Raw genomic sequence first — 18,757 nt, 5'->3', positions numbered from 1 at the left:
ATTTATAAACCTTCTTCATATGCCAGCTTCATAAAGTGCAGCACCTCTTCATTGATGTCCTCCGGATGATAAATCCGCAAGTGGTGATTAAACTGATGCTGACCAGTAACCTCAGCTATCTTAACGAAACACAAATTATCATGATAAGGCTGCTTGAACATAAATACGACATTTAAAAAGTTCTTCCCGAATTGATTAACATATGCTATCCGCCTACGCGGCGTTGCAACCCCGATCATCGTCTTCGCGGGATGCAACGTAACCGGATATAAATCCAGGTAGCTGCCTATAAAATGATCAAACAACTGAACGGAGGCAGACGACTGTTCTGAAAGAAAAGCTTTTAAAGCCTCTGGATCGGTGGTAGGGTATACGGACATGTTAACAATGGATTTTAGTTAAATAAATATTATTTTTTACATAATTGCGAAACTTATTTATTTATTTATCAAAAGAAAAAATAGTGCTGTTATGTACTAACAGCACGCACGACGTTTTTTGTTGTTACACAATCCAGACGGAAAGGTTATATAGATATTTTAACGCCAGGAAAAAGATTTTCCTTGCAGAGAATAGTTAACTTTAACAGCAATCTTCCTATCAAGAAATTGAAATAACGATATGTTTTCAAACGCGTTAACGACAACAGGAACTTACAGCGCGCGTGAAATCCAACTGTTTGAAAAAGAAGTTACGCACCGGCAAGTTCAAAAAGGAACCGTATTGTTATCCAAGGGCGAGATATGTAAATCTCTTTTCTTCCTTTTACAAGGCGCAGTACACCAGTATGAGTTTAACTCGGCGTCGGATTTGCGCGTAGTCGACTTACATACGGCAAATGAATGGTTTTTAAATCACCAAAGCTTTGTTTCCCAAACACCTTCGGAACATGCAATAGCGGCATTTACAGATATTGAAATTTTTGAAATCAGTATCGAATCCATACATTATTTAATCGCCCAGTCTTCTGCCTTTCTACAACTAAACAAGATATTGGCATTCCCGGCTTCAAGACTTCATCTTTTCGATAATGCGCTAACACCGCTACAGAAATATCAGTTTATATTTGAACACAGGCCTCAACTATTACAGGCATTTCCGTTAAAAATGATTGCTTCATTTTTAAAGATTACACCAGAAACTTTAAGCAGAGTGCGGGAAAAATTTGCAAAAGCTATCTGATTTCTTGATTTGAATCAAGCAGCCGGTATGGCACTGGTTCTTATTTTTGTTCAAAACAAATACAATGAAACAAAACGCGGTATCAATAAGGCCATTCATCGGTGCAAAGGATTTCGAAACTTCAAGAAGTTTCTATCGCGATTTGGGCTTTGAGGAAACGATCTTGACGCCTGCAATGTCCCTTTTCAGAATACAACAATTGGCTTTTTATCTTCAGGATGCTTTTGTGAAAGACTGGATAGATAATACTATGGTATTTTTAGAAGTTGAAAACGTGCAACAGTTCTGGAACGAATTATTAACCTTAAATTTAAAAGTTAAATATCCGGGAGCAAAACTTACCCCAATAAGGGTAGAACATTGGGGACGAGAATGTTTTTTGCATGATCCCTCCGGAGTACTTTGGCACTTTGGTGAATTTCACCAATCAAATTAGGCGCTCAAATGTCAGGTTAAATTTATCTACTTATATACTTATCAACCATCTATGAAAACTAACCGCAGAAACTTTATTATTGCAGCAACTGCAGCTACTGCCAGTACTACCCTACCCGCTATGGCTACCACTAAAAATACTTACCCGATTGTCCACCACGTTTTTTTCTGGTTGAAGAATTCGTCATCCACTGCAGACCGCGACAAACTGGTGGAAGGTGTTAAAACCCTTTCTAAAATAGAGACCATCCGGGAGTTGCAGGTAGGCATAGTTGCTGCCACGGAAAAGCGTGATGTTGTCGACCAAAGCTGGGCAGTATCTGAACTGATGTTTTTCGACAGTCTCGAAGCGCAGAAAACCTATCAGGATCATCCCGTACACCTGGAATTTATCAAAAACTACAGTCACCTTTGGGAGAAAGTGGTGGTATACGATATCCAAAATGTATGACAACCCTTACTTAGGCGAGCTGGCAATTAAAACTTTTCCTTCGGCGTAGCCAATGTTTCCTTGCAGATCGGCCCCCTCCACTATAACCGTATATTTATCTGGTGTGCCCGCAGCATAAAACGACACCTTTGCTTTGCCATTATAATCGGTGATGATATTGGGCTCCCAATGTATGGTAGAACGAAGGTCTGTAGCAAGTAGTGCGGGATTTTTAACAGGGTACCTCGGTTTATAAAACTGTTTTACCTGTGCAAATGGCATAGGCTTATACAAATAAGTTCCGACGGTAAATGGAATGATAGGTCCCTTTCCTGCTCTGGTAGTAATTTCTATAAATGGTATCTGATTTGATGGCAACAAAGAATGCAAATAAGTAACCTCATACTCGGCGGCATTTAAAAACACCTCTATTCCCAATACGTCTTCTGCGGTTTGAGACTGCAACCAACTGCGGTAATCTTCGAACAAAAGAGGCTGGTAAATAGCATTCAGGCTAACTCCGTCCACCACAACCATCGTCGGGCTATTATAGATCAGAAACCAGCGGAAGTTTGTTTTCAGTACTATTCCATCCATAAAACCGGGTATACGTTCTACAAATAAATCGTACAAAGTCTTTTTCCCGGCTTTCTCCATATCCTTCTGGTCGAAAGTATATCGTGCCCTTCCGGGTTGATACAGGCTACGGGACCCTTTGATTATTTTTGTAGCCTTGACCTTCACTTCTTTAAGCACGTTTGCGCCTTCGGGTATATGATCTTTTACCACCTGCTGCTGCTTGTTACTGTTCTGCACAAATCGGACTAATGTATTATCTGTATTCACATACCAAGGTAACCGTCGTACCGGATTTAAACTTACATCCGGTGCCTTAAATTCTTCCATTGCAATACCTACATTAAAGCTTTTACCCTTTTTGTTGCGCGCCTGGATATGATAGGCAAGTGTATCTGAAGAAGGCAGCGATGTAAAATAGAACTTTCCCTGGTCGTTTGTCAGGGTATCTCTGATCAGTGGGGGCTTGTTTGTAAACAACATCACCGGACTTTTAGCGACCGGCTTATTAAACATATTGGTCACCCTTCCTGCGATGGTGAAATCTGCTTCAGGCTGATAAAGCGGCTTATAAGCAGGGTTGAGCGCTTGTCCCCAGTTAAAACTGCTCCAGCCCTGCGTTAATAACAACAGATCTAACGCATTCCACATTTGAGGATCCGATGTCTGCCTATAACATCCCGGTTCTTCGATATTTCCCTTCACCCCACCCGCAATTAACAATTGCGTCCAGATATTCTCATTGGCTTTGTAATCAGTTTTCACAGTTGCATCCGCCGTTACCGCCATAGAAAAAGCTCCGCGCACAGGTTTACCATCTTTATCTTTTACCTGCAATACCATGCTTACACTATCGCCCGGATGATAGATCGCCGAACCATAGTCTAAAGTTAATTGCAGATCATCATGGTGATCTATAAAAGCAAGCCTGCTATTTAACAGGTTTCCCTTCCCGTTCAATAAAGTAAACTCCACAATGCCTGTAGGGAAAAGTGCTTTAGCAATAGGCTTTGCCATTGCGTTACCATTCAGGCTTAATTTTGCGGCATAATACACTTGCCCGCGGCTCCTTGCAATGAGCATGTAATCACCGGATAATTCAGGGCTGCAGTTTATTTTAACGTTGATTGAATCTGATAACGGATTGGCGATGCTTAAAGAAGTCCCGCTTTTTTGAACTTTTGGTAAGGCATAGCTCTTTTGCGTACCGTCTGGCATGGTGATGGTTACCGTGTAATTTTCATCTGCTGTTGGGTTGAGCGTAAAACTCCCCATTCCTTTGTAAGTGCTTACGAGGGAAGCTAGTATATTTTTTTTACTATCTGCTATCGTTCCATTAACAGCCACCCCTAATCCTTCCGCATTTAGCGCTTTAAAACCAATTCGCGTACGTAACCCGGCTACCAGCATCCCTCCTTCAGGCATAAACTGCAGATCCGCCACCTCATCCGTACTGAATCTAACGGGAACAGTGATACGACGCAGATTTCCTTTTAAAGTTTCAGCCCTTACATTCACCTCATTTGTATTCAGGGGTACAGGTATATTCATATCCAATGTACCGTCCAACCGGGTCATCATCTTTTCAGAAAAAAGCTGTTTTTTCCCGTTATATACTTTAATACGTAAATCCTGGTAAGAAACAGCTTCCTCATTAGGCTTTTTGAATTGCAGCGCTATTTTCAATTGTTCTTTGCCTGCCTCAGCAGAGGTATTGACGAACCAGCTATCCCTATTGGTATTACCGACGTAAAACGTCCGCGAAAAAAACTGGTTGTCGCCGAAATTGCGCATCCAGTTGGTGTAACATCTCAGTGTATAGTTACCATCAGCAAATTCAACATTATTTAAAGGTACAGCCGCTTGAGCGACCCCAGCATACAACCTCAGCATTAAACGTTTTACGACAATATTTGTATCATTCACAAACTCGAGATAAGCAATACCACTTTTTTCGGTTGCGCTTAAATAGTCAGTCAGCACATACGCTTTTAGCCATAAAGTATCACTTTGTGCATAATAAGATTTATCAGTATGAATATAAATGTGCTCGTTAGCTAACAGACTTTCATTCTTCTTCAGTGTGCCCAGCATAGTTTTAAGCCGTATCAGGGTACTATCCCGATCCTGGCTCTTTACAAAACAAGGTAATAGCAATAATACACATACCATGTAGGCAATTAGGCGGATTTTCATAGGGTTGATTGGTTAGGCAGCCAGATGGCAAAAACAATTGGTTATGTTTTTGATGAAGATAAAAAAATTTAATCAAACCGGCTTTTGCCTAACAGCTGAAGCGTATTTTTGACGCAAGGTTTTCCATGTTTTAGTAGCTTTGCAGCTTCTTATGAGTTTTGAAGCTATTACCACCTACGTTCAGCAGAATGCTGATATCGCCAAGATCATTTCCGCCTACCTCCCGTTGTCAGAAAGCCATAAAGCGTTAAGAGGCAAATGCCCGTTTCATAACGACCAGGGTAATTCATTAATGGTTTCGCCACAGAAAAATATTTTCAGGTGTTTTGGCTGCGGAAAAGATGGAGGTCCGGTTGAGTTCCTTTCAGAAATAGAACAAATGCCGCGTGCTGAAGTGGTGAAAAAACTTGCCGAAAAACTAAAATTTCAGCATACCAATATAACGGTATGACGAATCGTGTAAATCTGGTTGCCGATGGCCGGACGCGCGAGTATCTGATCTTTCAACCCGAAAACGATACGGAAGATCTGCTGCCAGTGATAGTTTCTTTGCATGGCACATTGGGAAGCGCTGCGCAGATGATGTCTTTTGCCGATTTCAGGCCATTGGCTGAAAAAGAGCCGTTTTTTATTGTTTGCCCTGAAGGTATTACCCAAACCTGGAACGACGGGCGCGCAACCAAAGCAAACCTGGCTGGTGTAGATGATGTCGCATTTATCAGCGAACTAATTGATCACCTTATCGCAACTTACCCTATAGATACTCGCCGCGTTTATATTACCGGCATGTCTAACGGCGGTTTCATGGCGAGCAGGCTGGCTTGCGAAATCCCAGAAAAAATAACGGCAATGGCTGCGGTCGCGGCAACGCTCGACAGGAACGCAGCAATCCATCAAATGACACCCTTACCGGTTTTGTATATCCATGGCACGCGCGATCCGATGGTGCCCTACAACGGCGGTCCAACAAAAGCAGCAGGGGGCGATGTTTACAGCCATCAGCAGATGATTGATATTTGGGTAAATGTTAATGCGTGCGATAGCCGCTCTACGCAAGAAATTACCGACCACGCGAAAGACAGTACCACTGTTACCGCTAAAATTTACACCAGCAGCTTAAATAAGATGCAGGTTTGCAGCTACACCATAAATAATGGTGGGCACACTTGGCCAAATGGCCCACAGTATGCCGATAAACACTTCATCGGGCTAGTATCGCACAACCTCGATGCCTGCCTCACCATCTGGAATTTCTTCAGGCGGTTTTCGCGATGAACCTATATGCTGCTTACAGTTCTATCAGGCACTTTGCAGCATCAGTAGTTCCTGCGCCTGTGCAGGGCTAAGCACCTGAAGGCTATTGGCGATAATTTCGGTAACATAACGCTTAATGTTTTGTTCATCTATGTATTTGCGGGTTTCCACCTTACCTTGTATATAAACCAGGTCGCCTTTTTTTAAAGCATACCTTTCATCGTTAACCCCCGCAGGCACTTTTACCTGGTGCCATTCATTGTGTTCCTGATTTTCGCCGTTCTTCTTGATAAATTCCTGTGTTACGAGTTGAAAACACTGCATTAACGGTTCATTGCTTGCAGAAGAGTTACAGGGTTCTTTGGCAATACGCCCCACTAAGATCACTTTGTTTACTCCCGAATTAGTTAGCATAAGTATGATGTTTAATAGATGTTTGATTGCTGTACAAGCTGTACGCCTGATATCCCATGTAGGTGAATTGCAGTACTTCTCTGAACAACCTATATCCCCGGGAAAACTAATCGCACAAACCTTACAGACTTTAATACGAAATTACTAAAGCTATTAAGTACCTCATACGTATTTATACGTGGAAACACACTGGGACTAATACGTGTTTTTATTTAATAGTTAAATTTTAATTTTTAAGAATAGAAATTTTGACGTTGCTTCTACTATCACCTGGCGTTTCAATTAGTTAACAAATTATTGGCATACCCTTTATGCCAAGTTAATCCTCTGGTAATAATTGCTTGGTAGATTTGTATATAAATAATTACCGATGCAGCCCGCAAGGAATTGCCCGAAGCACCTTAAATTATTAGCCTCACTTGCCCTGATCCTGTTCAGCTTAAAAGTCTACTCCCAGAATATTACCCTGCAAAATGCGTTCGCCCATAACGATTACTGGCACAAAAGACCCTTATTTGATGCGCTGGAAAATGGTTACAGTAATATTGAAGCAGACATCTACCTACGCAATAACAGGCTGATTGTCGCGCACCTGCTACCCATATTCCGAAAAAACAAAAACCTGGAAGATCTTTACCTGAAACCCTTATACGATTGCATTACCGGTGTCAGCAATAAAGCTGTATGCCCGCTCCAGCCGGTTACGCTAATGATCGACATTAAATCAGACGCAGAAAGCACCTATCTGGCCCTGGAACAATTATTAAAGAAATATAAATCTATCCTTTCCGGGTACGAAAACGGCGTGTACATACAGCGGCAGCTCACCATTGTAATCACCGGCCACAAGCCTTTACAATTGATGATGGCACAAAAAGAGCGATTGGCTTTTATAGACCAGGATCTGTTAAAAGTAAAAACAGATACCCTTGCTGCCTCCGTTTATCAGACGGCAAGCTGCCGCTACTCCCGCCTCCTAAACTGGAACGGTATCGGCGAGATTACGCCTTCAGAACGGCATCATCTTAAAACCTTTGTTTATGCAGCCCATCGGCAAGGCAAAAAAGTGCGGTTATGGGCTTCGCCGGAAGATCCGGTCGTATGGCAGGAACTATTGGATTGCGGTGTAGACCTGATTAATACGGATCGGATTGTAGAACTAAAAGATTTCCTCATCAGGAAGTTAAACTTAGCTAAACATCCGGTTAATGAAGCATTGACATTCAACCCTTTAACACAAAATTATTAACCATTCTAAAACTTAAACTTCATGTTAACTTCATACATGAGCTTTACCTTTAGCTAACAGCACCCCCTGCTGATCGTATGACTCCGGATATATCCGCGTGGGGCGCTGGGTTAAGTTGAAACTGTTGATGCTGAAGATATTATTTATTACCGGCTCGCTAAATCAAACTCAGCAAATGCATCAGATTGCTGAGGAGCTGCCGGAGTTTGACTGCTGGTTCAGCCAGTTGTTTTCGGATTCCCCTTTTGTTAATTTCCTGATCAGGAACACTACGCTTTTAGATGGCACAATACTCGCCGGGCAGTTCAGGAAAAACTCTGAGCAATACCTGCGAAAACACTACCTGCAGATTGATTACGGGGCACGCCTGAACAAGTACGACCTGGTGGTCTACTGTTCCGACCTGATCGTCCCACGCCGTATGCGCCAAACAAAGACCATCTGGGTGCAGGAAGGTATGGTTGACCGTTATACCCTCCTGAGCCGCGTCGTCAAGGCCCTGCATCTACCGCCATCATTACCGGGTAATACCTCGTTGAACGGCGCTTCAAATATCTGCGATATCTATTGTGCAGCATCAGAGGGCTATAAGCAATACTTCAGTAAAAGAGGGACTGATGCCAACCGGATTATGGTTACCGGTATGCCAAATTACGATAATCTGCAACAATACGAGGTAAATGATTTCCCGTATGAGGGTTATGTAATGGTTGCCACTACCGACATGCGTGAGACCTTCCGCTACGAAAACCGTCCCGCATTTATAAAAAAAGCGGTCGAGATAGCAAATGGTCGGCAACTGCTTTTCAAGCTTCATCCGAACGAGAACGTAGAAAGAGCTACCAGAGAGATCAAAAAATACGCACCTGCCGATACGCTGATCTTCCATCAGGGGAATACCAACGCCATGATTGCCAATTGCTGTGAGCTGATCACACAGTATTCTACGGTGGTGTATACGGGTATGGCGCTGGGTAAAAAAGTGCATTCCTGGTTTGATGTTGATGAACTGGACAAGCTTACGCCGCTGCAAAACGAAGGGACATCCGCAAAAAACATTGCCCATATCTGCCGGTCTTTCCTCAATTCGGGCATGGACCGCGATACCTTCCTGAGCTCTTTCAATTACGAGCCGCTGTATGCCCTGCACTACGAAGAAGTGATGTTTTGATATGGATAAGAAGCTATTAATTATCGTTCAGGCCAGGATGAGATCAACACGGCTTCCCGGTAAAGTGATGATGCCAATCCTGGGGCAAACATTGCTATCGCGGATGATTGAACGTCTGCAAATGGTTAAGCATAGGGCGACCATACTGGTGGCAACTTCGCTCGACCCGATGGATGATGCGATAGAGAACGAAACCGCACTATTGGGCCTACCCTGCTTCCGCGGAAGCGAAAACAACCTTCTGGAACGGCACTACCAGGCTGCCCTGCTGCACAAAGCACACGTTGTGCTTAAAATACCTTCCGATTGCCCGCTGATAGACCCTGCTGCCATAGACGAAGTATTAGGCTTTTACCTTGCCCATGCAGATAAATACGACTACGTGAGCAACCTGCATCCGGCTACCTGGCCCGATGGTAACGATGTGGAAGTGATGAGTATTGATTGCCTGGCAAAAGCCTATTGGGAAGCAGGAAAACCACTGGAATTAGAACATACCACACCTTATATATGGGAAAATCCGGATGATTTCAGGATCGGCAATGTGGTTTGGGAAACCGGGCTGGACTATTCGATGTCGCACCGATTTACCATAGACTATGAAGCCGATTATGAATTCATCAAACGTGTATTTGAAGAATTGTATCCCATAAACCCGCAATTCAGTTGTGGCGATATTTTAAACCTGCTTGAACAAAAACCTGAGATATACCAGATCAACGCTGCATACGCAGGGGTAAACTGGTACCGCAACCACCTTGACGAACTAAAGACCATTACCGCAGAACAAACCCGTGACGTTTCGACCGAAAACGGGAAGTCATAACCAAAAATTAAATGACAGTATCATCATTAGATTATAAAACATTAGAAGAACGGTCGCTGCGTGTGCGCGAACATGTGATCGGCCTTTCCACAAACGGGGGTTGCTTTATCGGCGCTTCCCTATCGGCTGTAGACCTTATCGTTTATCTCTACAGCGAGTTTCTGAACATCAACCAATCTAACTTGGCAGACCCCAACCGGGATTACCTGTTCCTTTCTAAGGGGCACGATGTACCCGCGCTTTACGGCACCTTTGTTGAACTGGGGTTGCTGGAAAAAACCAGGCTTCAGAATCACCTCTCTACCGAAGACCATATCTATTGGCACCCCAATACCAACATACCCGGGGTTGAATTTCATTCAGGTTCATTGGGTCACCTGCCATCAGTAGCTATCGGCGTTGCGATGGACCTCAAGATCTGCGGCAGCAGCAACAAGGTAGTATGCATCCTTGGTGATGGCGAACTGAACGAAGGTACGTGCTGGGAAGCTATCTTGGTTGCAAGTGCGCATAAACTGGATAACCTGATCTTTGTGGTCGACCGTAATTTCTTCCAGGCGAATGCCCGCACAGAAGAACTGATTCCGCTGGAACCCCTTGCAGATAAATTCCTGGCGTTTGGTGCCGCGGTAAAACGCGTGGACGGCCATAGCTTCACAGAACTGCATCAGGCATTTTCGGCCTACCCTTTCGAATCAGGGAAACCTAATGTGGTAATTGCCGATACCGTCCGTGGCAAAGGATTACCAAGTATACAGGAACGCGCCGACCGTTGGTTCTGCAACTTTTCTGCAGATGAAGTGGAGCAACTACTGCTTGAACTTCATGGCCAGCACCAAACCACATTAACATCAGAAACCCTAATTGTACGTTAACCATGACCTACGAAGAACTATTAACACAAACAGCGCTGGAGAACGAAAAGGTCATTGTGATGACGGCCGAAAACAGGGCGCTGATCCGCAACCTGCCTAACCTGTTAGGCAAGCGCTTTATAGATACCGGAATTACAGAACAAACGCTAATTGGTGCTGCGGCCGGTCTGGCGTTGCGTGGCAGAACTCCGGTAGTTCATGCCTTGGCTTCGTTTCTGACCATGCGTGCTTTTGAATTTTTCCGTACGGATGCGGGCATCGCTAACCTGCCCGTCAAACTAAGCGGTTTTATCCCCGGCTTTTTGTCTGATGCAAACGGCCCTACCCACCAGGCCATTGAAGATATTTCTTTAATGCGTGGCATTCCGAATGTAACTGTGTTCGCCCCGGCTGACGAAGACGACCTGGTGAAAATGCTGCCAACCATCTGGAATTCTGCCCAGCCTGCTTATACCCGTATCAATACCCGGCAGACAAATTTCGTTCACCAACCTTTTGAAATGGGTAAAGCCGAAGTAGTGTCTATCGGTACGGATGTTACCATACTTACCTACGGCCTGCTGTTTGAACAGGCGTTAGTCGCGGTAGATATCCTGAAAAAAGAAGGCCTTTCTACCGGACTGATCAATATGCGTAGTTTAAAACCGGTAGATGAACAGGCTATACTGGAAACGGCCGCTTTGTCTGATCTGGTGGTTACGCTTGAAGACCATTTTGTTACCGGCGGGCTTTACAGTATCGTTGCTGAAGTATTGTTGAAACACGCCAAAACAGCCAGGGTGATGCCGATGGCTTTAAAAGATAAATGGTTTAAACCTGCCCTGCTGCCACAGGTGTTGCAGCACGAAGGCTTTACCGGCAAACAGATTGCCGAAAATATCCTGGGGTACAAAACATCCTACACACAATCTCAAATATCACTTCCCGAATTCTCTGAATAACAATCCTGCTATGCCAAATCAAATAGATCTTCAAAATAACTATCCGGTTATCACCGAATCTGATAAACTTTACGAGCGCGCATTAAAAGTACAAAAGCCGGTAACACAAACCCTGGCTAAAGGGCCTGGACAGTTCACCAAAGGCGTTGCACCCAAATACCTGGTTAAAGGAAAAGGTGCACACGTGTGGGATGCAGACGGTAACGAATACATTGATTTCAACGCGGCCATCGGTCCGGTTTCATTAGGTTACGCCTACCCTGCCGTGGATGATGCGATACGACGCCAGTTGGAAGACGGCATTACCTTCTCGCTAATGCACCCGCTGGAGGTGGAACTTTCTGAGCTAATCTGCGAAGTTGTTCCAAATGCAGAAGCGGTTAAAATATCTAAAACCGGTGCTGATGTTTGTTCTGCTGCCATCCGCGTAGCCAGGGCGTTCACCGGCCGCGAAAAAGTATTTTGCTGCGGATACCACGGCTGGCACGATTGGTATATCGGTATCACCAGCCGGAACGCAGGCATTCCTGAAGCCATACAGGAAATGACTTATACCTTTGAGTATAACGACATCGAGTCTATCAAAGCCGCGCTGGATGAAACCGTAGCTGCGCTGATTCTTGAACCCTTTATCTTCGAAGCGCCAAAACCCGGCTTCCTGCAAGAATTGGCAGAAGTTTGTAAAGCCAATGGCACGCTGCTGATTTTTGATGAAATGTGGACTGGTTTCCGCATTGCGTTAGGCGGTGCGCAGGAATACTTTAATGTAAAGGCAGACCTGGCTGTATTTTCCAAAGCATGCGCTAACGGCATGCCTATCGCGCTGCTTACCGGCCGCGCGGATGTGATGGACTTATTTAACGCTGAAGTTTTCAGTTATACCACCTTTGGCGGCGAGGCGCTTTCATTAGCGGCTTGTATCGCTACCATCCACGAGTTGCGCGATAAAAACGTTCCGAAATATCTGGATGAAAAAGGCGCCCTGATGAAAGATGGTTACAATCAGTTGGCTGTTGAGCTGGGGGTAGACAATTACACCCGTTGCATTGGCTATAACTGCCGCAGCATGGTCACTTTCACACCAGAGGCCGGAAACGGGCTTGAAGTGAAAACTTTAATGCAACAGGAGATGATCAAACGCGGCGTACTATGGGCCGGTTTCCATAACATGTGCTTCAGCCATTCTGAAGAGGATATCAACTACACCCTATCTGCCTATCGCGAAGTATTACCGATTGTAAAAGAAGCTATCGAAAGCGGCGACTTAAAAAGTTATCTGAAAGGCGAAGTGCTTGAAGCCGTATTCAGAAAGGTAAGCAACTATAATATTAAACCTAAAACTGCAGCAATCTGATATGGAGCTGTTCTCTTTAAAAGGTAAAACAGCCATTGTAACGGGTGCCCTGGGCCTCATAGGCCGCAAGCATTGCGAGGCGCTTGCCCTTGCCGGGGCAAACGTGGTTGTTGCGGATACTAACGCAGAAAAGACGGCTGCTTTTGCTGCACAGCTTGGCGCACAGCACCTAGGTTTACCAATTGACGTAACCGATAAAGCATCTTTAGAAGCGGCATTACAGACGGTTTTAGCGCGCTACGAAAACATTGACATATTGGTTAATAACGCTGCCATTAATGATATGTTCGAGAACCCGGCGATGGCCAAAGAGCTTTCTGCTTTTGAAAACTATCCGCTGGAAGCTTTCCAGAAATCGCTGGATGTAAATGTAACCGGCGTTTTCTTATGCTCGCAGGTATTTGGCAGCCACATGGCGCAGAATGGTAGCGGAAGCATTATCAATATCGCTTCTACCTATGGTATGGTCGGCCCAGACCAAACCATCTACCGGAACGAATGCGGTGAACAGACCTTTTACAAATCTGCCGCCTACCCTGTCACCAAAGGTGCTATTATCAACTTCACCCGTTTTTTAGCAGCTTATTGGGGCGATAAAGGCATTAGGGTGAACACCCTTTCACCGGGCGGGGTAGAAAACGGACAAAACGAATTCTTTATACAAAATTATTCAGCAAAAACCTTATTAGGCCGCATGGCCGTCGCTTCCGATTATCAGGGGGCTTTAATATTCCTGGCCAGTGATGCTTCTGCATACATGACCGGGGCCAACCTGGTAGTAGACGGCGGCTGGACAGCCATTTAAAAAACACAACTATGAAAGAGATTTTATTGCAAAAAGCATCTCGCATTAAATTATTGATCACCGATTGCGACGGCGTACTTACAGACGGCGGCGTTTATTACGGCGAAAACGGCGAAGCGCAAAAGCGTTTCAACATTAAAGACGGGATGGGGGTAGAACGGCTGCGCAAACTTGCCGGTATTGATACCGCCATCATCACAGGCGAAAAATCGCCGTCGGTTGTTACCCGCGCAGAGAAACTGCAGATTACCGAGCTGCACCTTTTTGTAAAAGACAAACCACAGGTATTAAAAGAAATTATCGCGCGGTTAGCATTAAACGCCTCGGAAGTTGCGTACATCGGTGATGATTACAACGATGCAGAAATTATGAAACTGGTAGGCCTTACCGCCAGCCCCGCTGATGCTTTACCAGGCATTAAAGCACAGGCAGATTACGTTTGCCAGGCAAAAGGCGGCGAAGGCTGTTTCCGCGAATTTGCCGAACTGATTATCGAAGCAAAAACCGATGTGTCCATAGCTCCTGCTGCGGTTCGTTCCGAAGTAATTACCTTAAGCAACGGACGTAAAATTGGTAAAGGCGAACCTTGCTACATTATTGCCGAAATCGGCATTAACCATAACGGGTCTTTAGAAATTGCCAAACAACTAATCGATGAAGCAGTGGCTGCCAAAGCTGATGCAGTTAAATTTCAAAAACGCACACCGGAAATTTGCGTACCGAAAGACCAGTGGGAAATCATGCGTGATACCCCATGGGGACGCATGAGCTATATCGACTATAAGCGTAAAACCGAATTTGGTATTGCTGAGTACGCCGCGATAGACCAGTATTGTAAAAAAGTGGGCATCGATTGGTTTGTATCTACCTGGGATGTGCCGTCGGTAGATTTTATGGAGCAGTTTAATACCGTGATCTACAAACTCGCTTCTGCTTCGCTAACCGATTTCGACCTGATCGCCAGGATACTTCAGACAGGTCGTCCGCTAATGCTTTCTTCGGGCATGTCTACCATGAAGGAGATTGATCATGCGATTGCCTTTGTAAATAATTTTGACCCGGCTTACCCGCTGTTCCTGGCGCATTCTACTTCTGCCTATCCGTGTAAGCCAGAGGAATTGAACTTGAAAATGATCAACACCTTGTCTGAGAAATACAGCGGGATACCAATAGGTTATTCCGGCCACGAAACAGGGTTAGCCACCACGGTTGCTGCCACAGCAATGGGCGCTACCTTTGTAGAGCGCCATTTTACGCTGGACAGGGCCATGTGGGGATCAGACCATGCTGCTTCTGTCGAGCCACAAGGTTTGCAGCGACTGGTGCGCGATATCCGCGACGTAGAAACCGCCGCAGGTGACGGCATCAAAAAAGTTTATGAATCTGAGCTGGCGCCGATGAAACGCCTCCGGGTAAACATCAGCGAAGAATATAAAGATAAACAGTTAGCAAAATAATGCCGCACTGGGATGTTATTACAGTTACTACAGCGATCCTTTTTACCTGGATCGCTGTGATTATTACCTGGGAAAGGGTTGCTCCTTATCGTAAGGGCTTACCTTTTTTCAGAGAGGGTTTTTGGGTCGACCTGGTTTGGTATACGCTTATTCAAAGCTACTTTTTAAAGATCCTGATTTTTGATTACATCATTGCGCCGATCAATCGCAGTCATGACTGGTCGCAGATCCAATTTGTGAAGCATTGGCCGGTTGGGTGCCAGGTTTTATTTTTCCTGTTTACGCACGATCTGTATATCTATCTGTTTCATCGCTTTCAGCACGCCAATAAATATTTCTGGCGTATACACGAGGCGCACCATTCGGGCAAGCAGGTTGATTTTCTGGCCGGTTCCAGGTCACATATTCTGGAGATCATCATTAACCAGACCATCGAATTCGCCCCTATTATCATCCTTGGGGCTGACCCTGCAGTTATTCCGATAAAGGCCATGCTGGATGCCATGTTCGGTATGTTTATTCACGCAAATATCAAAGTGAACCTTGGTAAACTAAAATACATCATCAACACACCCGAACTGCATTTATGGCACCATGCCAATTATCAGGAGGTTTTTCATGCTAACTTCTCTACCAAGTTTGCTTTCTGGGATTACCTGTTCGGTACCGTTTATGATCCCGGTCATGCACCAGGCGACAAGCCGGAAAACTGGGGACTTTATTATGATTACCCTCGCGATTATTTTTTACAGCACGCCTTCTCAGTAAAACGCTTTGATGAACAAAAACTGCTGAAATATCCCTGGTTTAAATCTTATTATTTCCTGCGTCCGAATGTGCTGAAGACCCTTGGGACAAAGTATCGTAGAACTTTCAACAAACCATCTCCCCTTCCTCAAAAAGAGGAATTACAGGAGGAGATCACTTTATAACTTTTAAAAATTGGCCTGGATATTTATACTTATTGCAGCGGTATTTGAAACTGCATGGACATTCTCGCTAAAGCTAATGACCTTCAGCGAGTTGAAGACCTTACGCTTTAATAACTTCTACACCCCAAATTACGGATTGCCTATTCTGCTGCCGTTTCTTGGGTATATTGTTTTTGGTGTAGGAAACGTTTACTTTTTTTCACTCGCTACAAAAAGCGTGTCTACCGCAACTGCTTACGCTGTGTGGACCGGCATGACCCTGGTATTAATCAAACTTAGCGAAACCTTTTTTCTTAAACAGAAAACCACCTTATTAGAACTGTTATTTCTCTCACTGATCATGACGGGTATCCTCGGCCTTCGGTTTCTGACGGGGATGAAACAATAAAATTTCATGTATACAAAAAAGCGCTTCTATACCTGGTATAAAGCGCTTTACAATTATTGAACTGCTACTGTAGCTTAAAAGCAGCTTCCTGCATCTGTTGCGAACTGGTACCGATAAATATCTTGAAATCGCCGGGTTCTGTTGCGTAGCTCATATAATATCATCGAACTTCAACTCATCCAGGGTAATGTTAAAACTGATGGTTTTAGTTTCACCGTGCTGCAGATAAACTCTCTTCATACCTTTTAACTCTTTCAATGGCCGGGTTACCGAAGCTACCATATCGCGGACATAAAGCTGTCCAGTTTCTTCTCCCGCTTATTTTCGCGTATTTGTATAATTTGCAAAGAAAGACATTGCCTATCAGGAGTTGAAGCGGCACTTTGCTACTGGCTTAACTTCCGGTGGCATTGAAAGTGCAAATTAAACAGGCTTACTGCTCGATTACACTTGTAAACTTTAAGGAAGCTATAAGAAGGCGTATAAGGTTACTGATTATAATCTTGAGTATACTTTTTATAGCGGAGAGCAGCTAATAACTGCTCTCTGCTATGGGATAAATAGTCTTATTTGAGCTTTTCGAACCTGGATTCCTTAAGCTTTGAGAAATCTTTCTCGACACCTACCTGGAAAGACCATGCAAAGTCATATCTAACGTAGTTCTTGAATATAGCCGTATCGTTCAGACTGATATATTGGTCAGCACTGTAAAAGCTGTTATCAGTTTTAGCATTATCAGCGAGTGCATGGCAACTCATACAATTGGTTTGTATACCATATTTAAAATTAGGGTTTAACTGGTTGCTTAGGTTAAACGTAGCTGGTCCGAATCCCGCTTCCAGATAGGGATTATATGTAAAGATAGGGCTGGCTCCCTTATTGGTACCTCCACTAATTGGTTGATTAGGTTGAACCATGGCATAAGCGACTCCTACAGCGTAGTGCCGGGAAGCTCCCTTCAGTTGAGCCGGTCTTAACTTAGCAGCAACTGGTGAACTGGGCTCCAAAGGGTTATCAGGGTCTGGCGCCCAATAATAAGTTTCCCACGTCCAGTTATTAATTTCCTTTGTGGTTACGTGCATTGCAACCAGCAATGCAACATCCCCAGCTTTAGCGACAATACCTTGAACCCCTTGTTGCTGGTTCATATAAGCGGCCATATTAGAATCCAGCTTAAAATGAATAAAATCGTTAACACTACAGGTAGCAGCGAGAATTTGAGCTGCATTTGCGGTGGAATCTGCAGGTTTAAGGTGCCGACCTGAAGGAACAACCTTCCCGCTTAGGTCTACCCATACGTAATTGTTCCATGATTGTGGTGGAAAACCATTCGGGGTAGTCCGAGGTCCCGGCCATACCGGGATACGTACGGCTTTATCTCCCGGTTTTGCAATCAGGTACACGGGTTTAATCGTAAGTGCATTGGGCGGGAACTGAGGTATTGATCCGATATGATTCCGTTGAAGAGAATCAATAACTGAAGCTTTAAACAACGAATTAGAAACTACGTGACTGACGGCTTGCGGGTTATAAGCGACAGCAACCCATTGTATAAAGTTTGTGTCAACAAAAGGAATTGCTTTTAATTTTTTCGATGCAAATTTAATTGCATCAAAAAATTGCCTGGGTTTACTAAGCAGCACCGGGCTGGTATGGGTACGCATCCCCTTATTACTGGTTATATTATTGAAAATAAGATTTTGTATGCCCCCTATGCCCAGCCACGTTTGATAAACCAATAGACTATCGCTACCAAAAGTTTGCCCTGACTGAGCGGTAAGCCCGGCCCAAATACCCCAGGCATGGTTTAGCATGCTTACCGTATCTGGCGGTGTACCTTTCACCCAGTTATAAATTGTAGAGGAATCTTCCGGAAAGTTAAAACCCGGGACGATGTTCGTCGGAAGATCAACTGCAGTAATCGTGGTGTCGGTAGGTTGCTTTCCGGTTTGGCCTGTTTTGCACCTGGTAATTAATGCTATTGCACTCACTGCAATAAGCAAGCATAAAATTGTGATTAGCTTTTTCATGATAAGGATGAATTATGTGATAAATAGGAATGGATATTATTTTAAAAAATGCCTTATTTATAAATAAGCGCTTGTTTTCAAAAACACTATAGATGAGGCTACAAACAATGAAATTAGCGCAAAGGGGTGACGTTTCAATATATGAAACATAAAAATCCCATGTAAAAGCAAAAAATATCAGGAACAGCGAAATCCCACTGATTTCCATATGATTAGGTTTATAATATATGCAATATAAATAA

19 protein-coding genes and 1 pseudogene are annotated in these 18,757 nt (G+C 44.2%); 15 read left to right on the top strand and 5 right to left on the bottom strand.

Translation table 11 applies throughout. The features are described from left to right. Window positions 1–2 precede the first annotated feature (2 nt). On the bottom strand, window positions 3–380 hold the full coding sequence (locus MUY27_RS17430) for a DUF5655 domain-containing protein (RefSeq protein ID WP_245132177.1): 378 nt from the start codon (window positions 378–380) through the stop codon (window positions 3–5). 241 nt (window positions 381–621) lie between these two features. Between MUY27_RS17430 and MUY27_RS17425 the strand changes: the two genes are divergently transcribed. The 3 genes from MUY27_RS17425 to MUY27_RS17415 all read left to right on the top strand — a co-directional run bounded on the left by MUY27_RS17425 (window position 622) and on the right by MUY27_RS17415 (window position 2,068). Then, window positions 622–1,182 (top strand): Crp/Fnr family transcriptional regulator, encoded by a 561-nt coding sequence (locus tag MUY27_RS17425; protein ID WP_245132175.1) that lies wholly within the window; start codon window positions 622–624, stop codon window positions 1,180–1,182. A gap of 64 nt (window positions 1,183–1,246) precedes the next feature. Continuing rightward, a complete protein-coding gene (locus MUY27_RS17420; RefSeq protein WP_245132173.1) occupies window positions 1,247–1,618 on the top strand; it encodes a VOC family protein in 372 nt (123 codons plus the stop codon). Between the two features lie 51 nt (window positions 1,619–1,669). After that, window positions 1,670–2,068, top strand: a complete 399-nt coding sequence (locus tag MUY27_RS17415) for a Dabb family protein (RefSeq protein ID WP_245132171.1) — start codon at window positions 1,670–1,672, stop codon at window positions 2,066–2,068. A 6-nt stretch (window positions 2,069–2,074) separates the two neighbouring features. Here MUY27_RS17415 and MUY27_RS17410 read toward each other — a convergent pair whose 3' ends face one another. Then, entirely contained in the window at window positions 2,075–4,819 is a 2,745-nt protein-coding gene (locus MUY27_RS17410; RefSeq protein ID WP_245132169.1) for a carboxypeptidase-like regulatory domain-containing protein, read from the bottom strand. Between the two features lie 151 nt (window positions 4,820–4,970). Between MUY27_RS17410 and MUY27_RS17405 the strand changes: the two genes are divergently transcribed. After that, window positions 4,971–5,270 carry a CHC2 zinc finger domain-containing protein gene (locus tag MUY27_RS17405; protein ID WP_245132167.1) on the top strand — a complete coding sequence of 100 codons (300 nt, stop codon included), beginning with the start codon at window positions 4,971–4,973 and terminating at the stop codon, window positions 5,268–5,270. Then, window positions 5,267–6,094, top strand: coding sequence for an extracellular catalytic domain type 1 short-chain-length polyhydroxyalkanoate depolymerase (locus MUY27_RS17400; protein WP_245132165.1), 828 nt, complete (start codon window positions 5,267–5,269; stop codon window positions 6,092–6,094). The genes MUY27_RS17405 and MUY27_RS17400 overlap by 4 nt, the downstream gene beginning before the upstream one ends. A 24-nt stretch (window positions 6,095–6,118) precedes the next feature. On the opposite strand, the gene MUY27_RS17395 is transcribed toward MUY27_RS17400, so the two are convergent. Next, window positions 6,119–6,487, bottom strand: a complete 369-nt coding sequence (locus MUY27_RS17395; RefSeq protein ID WP_245132162.1) for a single-stranded DNA-binding protein — start codon at window positions 6,485–6,487, stop codon at window positions 6,119–6,121. Between the two features lie 370 nt (window positions 6,488–6,857). On the opposite strand from MUY27_RS17395, the gene MUY27_RS17390 reads away from it, so the two are divergent. The 10 genes from MUY27_RS17390 (at window position 6,858) to MUY27_RS17345 (ending at window position 16,485) form a co-directional block, all read left to right on the top strand. Further along, on the top strand, window positions 6,858–7,736 hold the full coding sequence (locus MUY27_RS17390; protein ID WP_245132158.1) for a phosphatidylinositol-specific phospholipase C/glycerophosphodiester phosphodiesterase family protein: 879 nt from the start codon (window positions 6,858–6,860) through the stop codon (window positions 7,734–7,736). A 127-nt stretch (window positions 7,737–7,863) separates the two neighbouring features. Next, a complete protein-coding gene (locus MUY27_RS17385) occupies window positions 7,864–8,907 on the top strand; it encodes a UDP-N-acetyl glucosamine 2-epimerase (RefSeq protein ID WP_245132156.1) in 1,044 nt (347 codons plus the stop codon). A 1-nt stretch (window position 8,908) separates the two neighbouring features. Beyond that, complete coding sequence (locus tag MUY27_RS17380) at window positions 8,909–9,733, top strand: glycosyltransferase family protein (protein ID WP_262918351.1); 825 nt, start codon at window positions 8,909–8,911, stop codon at window positions 9,731–9,733. 11 nt (window positions 9,734–9,744) lie between these two features. Next, window positions 9,745–10,608 carry a transketolase gene (locus MUY27_RS17375; protein ID WP_245132152.1) on the top strand — a complete coding sequence of 288 codons (864 nt, stop codon included), beginning with the start codon at window positions 9,745–9,747 and terminating at the stop codon, window positions 10,606–10,608. A gap of 2 nt (window positions 10,609–10,610) precedes the next feature. Next, window positions 10,611–11,549, top strand: coding sequence for a transketolase family protein (locus MUY27_RS17370; RefSeq protein WP_245132151.1), 939 nt, complete (start codon window positions 10,611–10,613; stop codon window positions 11,547–11,549). 10 nt (window positions 11,550–11,559) lie between these two features. Then, window positions 11,560–12,903 carry an aminotransferase class III-fold pyridoxal phosphate-dependent enzyme gene (locus tag MUY27_RS17365; protein WP_245132148.1) on the top strand — a complete coding sequence of 448 codons (1,344 nt, stop codon included), beginning with the start codon at window positions 11,560–11,562 and terminating at the stop codon, window positions 12,901–12,903. A 1-nt stretch (window position 12,904) separates the two neighbouring features. Continuing rightward, window positions 12,905–13,708, top strand: a complete 804-nt coding sequence (locus tag MUY27_RS17360) for an SDR family oxidoreductase (protein ID WP_245132146.1) — start codon at window positions 12,905–12,907, stop codon at window positions 13,706–13,708. Between the two features lie 11 nt (window positions 13,709–13,719). Beyond that, complete coding sequence (locus MUY27_RS17355) at window positions 13,720–15,165, top strand: HAD-IIIA family hydrolase (protein WP_245132144.1); 1,446 nt, start codon at window positions 13,720–13,722, stop codon at window positions 15,163–15,165. Continuing rightward, window positions 15,165–16,097, top strand: a complete 933-nt coding sequence (locus MUY27_RS17350; protein ID WP_245132142.1) for a sterol desaturase family protein — start codon at window positions 15,165–15,167, stop codon at window positions 16,095–16,097. The genes MUY27_RS17355 and MUY27_RS17350 overlap by 1 nt, the downstream gene beginning before the upstream one ends. A 10-nt stretch (window positions 16,098–16,107) precedes the next feature. Then, window positions 16,108–16,485, top strand: coding sequence for a DMT family transporter (locus MUY27_RS17345; RefSeq protein ID WP_245132141.1), 378 nt, complete (start codon window positions 16,108–16,110; stop codon window positions 16,483–16,485). Window positions 16,486–16,635: 150 nt separating this feature from the next. Here MUY27_RS17345 and MUY27_RS17340 read toward each other — a convergent pair. After that, window positions 16,636–16,782, bottom strand: a pseudogene (locus MUY27_RS17340) (fibronectin type III-like domain-contianing protein); the annotation flags it as partial. 269 nt (window positions 16,783–17,051) lie between these two features. Further along, on the bottom strand, window positions 17,052–18,515 hold the full coding sequence (locus tag MUY27_RS17335; protein ID WP_245132135.1) for a hypothetical protein: 1,464 nt from the start codon (window positions 18,513–18,515) through the stop codon (window positions 17,052–17,054). Window positions 18,516–18,757: the final 242 nt, after the last annotated feature.

The organism is Mucilaginibacter straminoryzae, from assembly GCF_022953055.1.
GTDB classification, from domain to species: domain Bacteria; phylum Bacteroidota; class Bacteroidia; order Sphingobacteriales; family Sphingobacteriaceae; genus Mucilaginibacter; species Mucilaginibacter straminoryzae.
This window is presented reverse-complemented; position numbering and strand designations above follow the sequence as displayed.

Excerpts from the sequence above, each read along its gene's own strand:
- MUY27_RS17430 (WP_245132177.1), bottom strand. The coding sequence starts at position 380 with ATGTCCGTATACCCTACCACCGATCCAGAGGCTTTAAAAGCTTTTCTT.
- MUY27_RS17425 (WP_245132175.1), top strand. The coding sequence starts at position 622 with ATGTTTTCAAACGCGTTAACGACAACAGGAACTTACAGCGCGCGTGAA.
- MUY27_RS17420 (WP_245132173.1), top strand. The coding sequence starts at position 1,247 with ATGAAACAAAACGCGGTATCAATAAGGCCATTCATCGGTGCAAAGGAT.
- MUY27_RS17415 (WP_245132171.1), top strand. The coding sequence starts at position 1,670 with ATGAAAACTAACCGCAGAAACTTTATTATTGCAGCAACTGCAGCTACT.
- MUY27_RS17410 (WP_245132169.1), bottom strand. The coding sequence starts at position 4,819 with ATGAAAATCCGCCTAATTGCCTACATGGTATGTGTATTATTGCTATTA.
- MUY27_RS17405 (WP_245132167.1), top strand. The coding sequence starts at position 4,971 with ATGAGTTTTGAAGCTATTACCACCTACGTTCAGCAGAATGCTGATATC.
- MUY27_RS17400 (WP_245132165.1), top strand. The coding sequence starts at position 5,267 with ATGACGAATCGTGTAAATCTGGTTGCCGATGGCCGGACGCGCGAGTAT.
- MUY27_RS17395 (WP_245132162.1), bottom strand. The coding sequence starts at position 6,487 with ATGCTAACTAATTCGGGAGTAAACAAAGTGATCTTAGTGGGGCGTATT.
- MUY27_RS17390 (WP_245132158.1), top strand. The coding sequence starts at position 6,858 with ATGCAGCCCGCAAGGAATTGCCCGAAGCACCTTAAATTATTAGCCTCA.
- MUY27_RS17385 (WP_245132156.1), top strand. The coding sequence starts at position 7,864 with ATGCTGAAGATATTATTTATTACCGGCTCGCTAAATCAAACTCAGCAA.
- MUY27_RS17380 (WP_262918351.1), top strand. The coding sequence starts at position 8,909 with ATGGATAAGAAGCTATTAATTATCGTTCAGGCCAGGATGAGATCAACA.
- MUY27_RS17375 (WP_245132152.1), top strand. The coding sequence starts at position 9,745 with ATGACAGTATCATCATTAGATTATAAAACATTAGAAGAACGGTCGCTG.
- MUY27_RS17370 (WP_245132151.1), top strand. The coding sequence starts at position 10,611 with ATGACCTACGAAGAACTATTAACACAAACAGCGCTGGAGAACGAAAAG.
- MUY27_RS17365 (WP_245132148.1), top strand. The coding sequence starts at position 11,560 with ATGCCAAATCAAATAGATCTTCAAAATAACTATCCGGTTATCACCGAA.
- MUY27_RS17360 (WP_245132146.1), top strand. The coding sequence starts at position 12,905 with ATGGAGCTGTTCTCTTTAAAAGGTAAAACAGCCATTGTAACGGGTGCC.
- MUY27_RS17355 (WP_245132144.1), top strand. The coding sequence starts at position 13,720 with ATGAAAGAGATTTTATTGCAAAAAGCATCTCGCATTAAATTATTGATC.
- MUY27_RS17350 (WP_245132142.1), top strand. The coding sequence starts at position 15,165 with ATGCCGCACTGGGATGTTATTACAGTTACTACAGCGATCCTTTTTACC.
- MUY27_RS17335 (WP_245132135.1), bottom strand. The coding sequence starts at position 18,515 with ATGAAAAAGCTAATCACAATTTTATGCTTGCTTATTGCAGTGAGTGCA.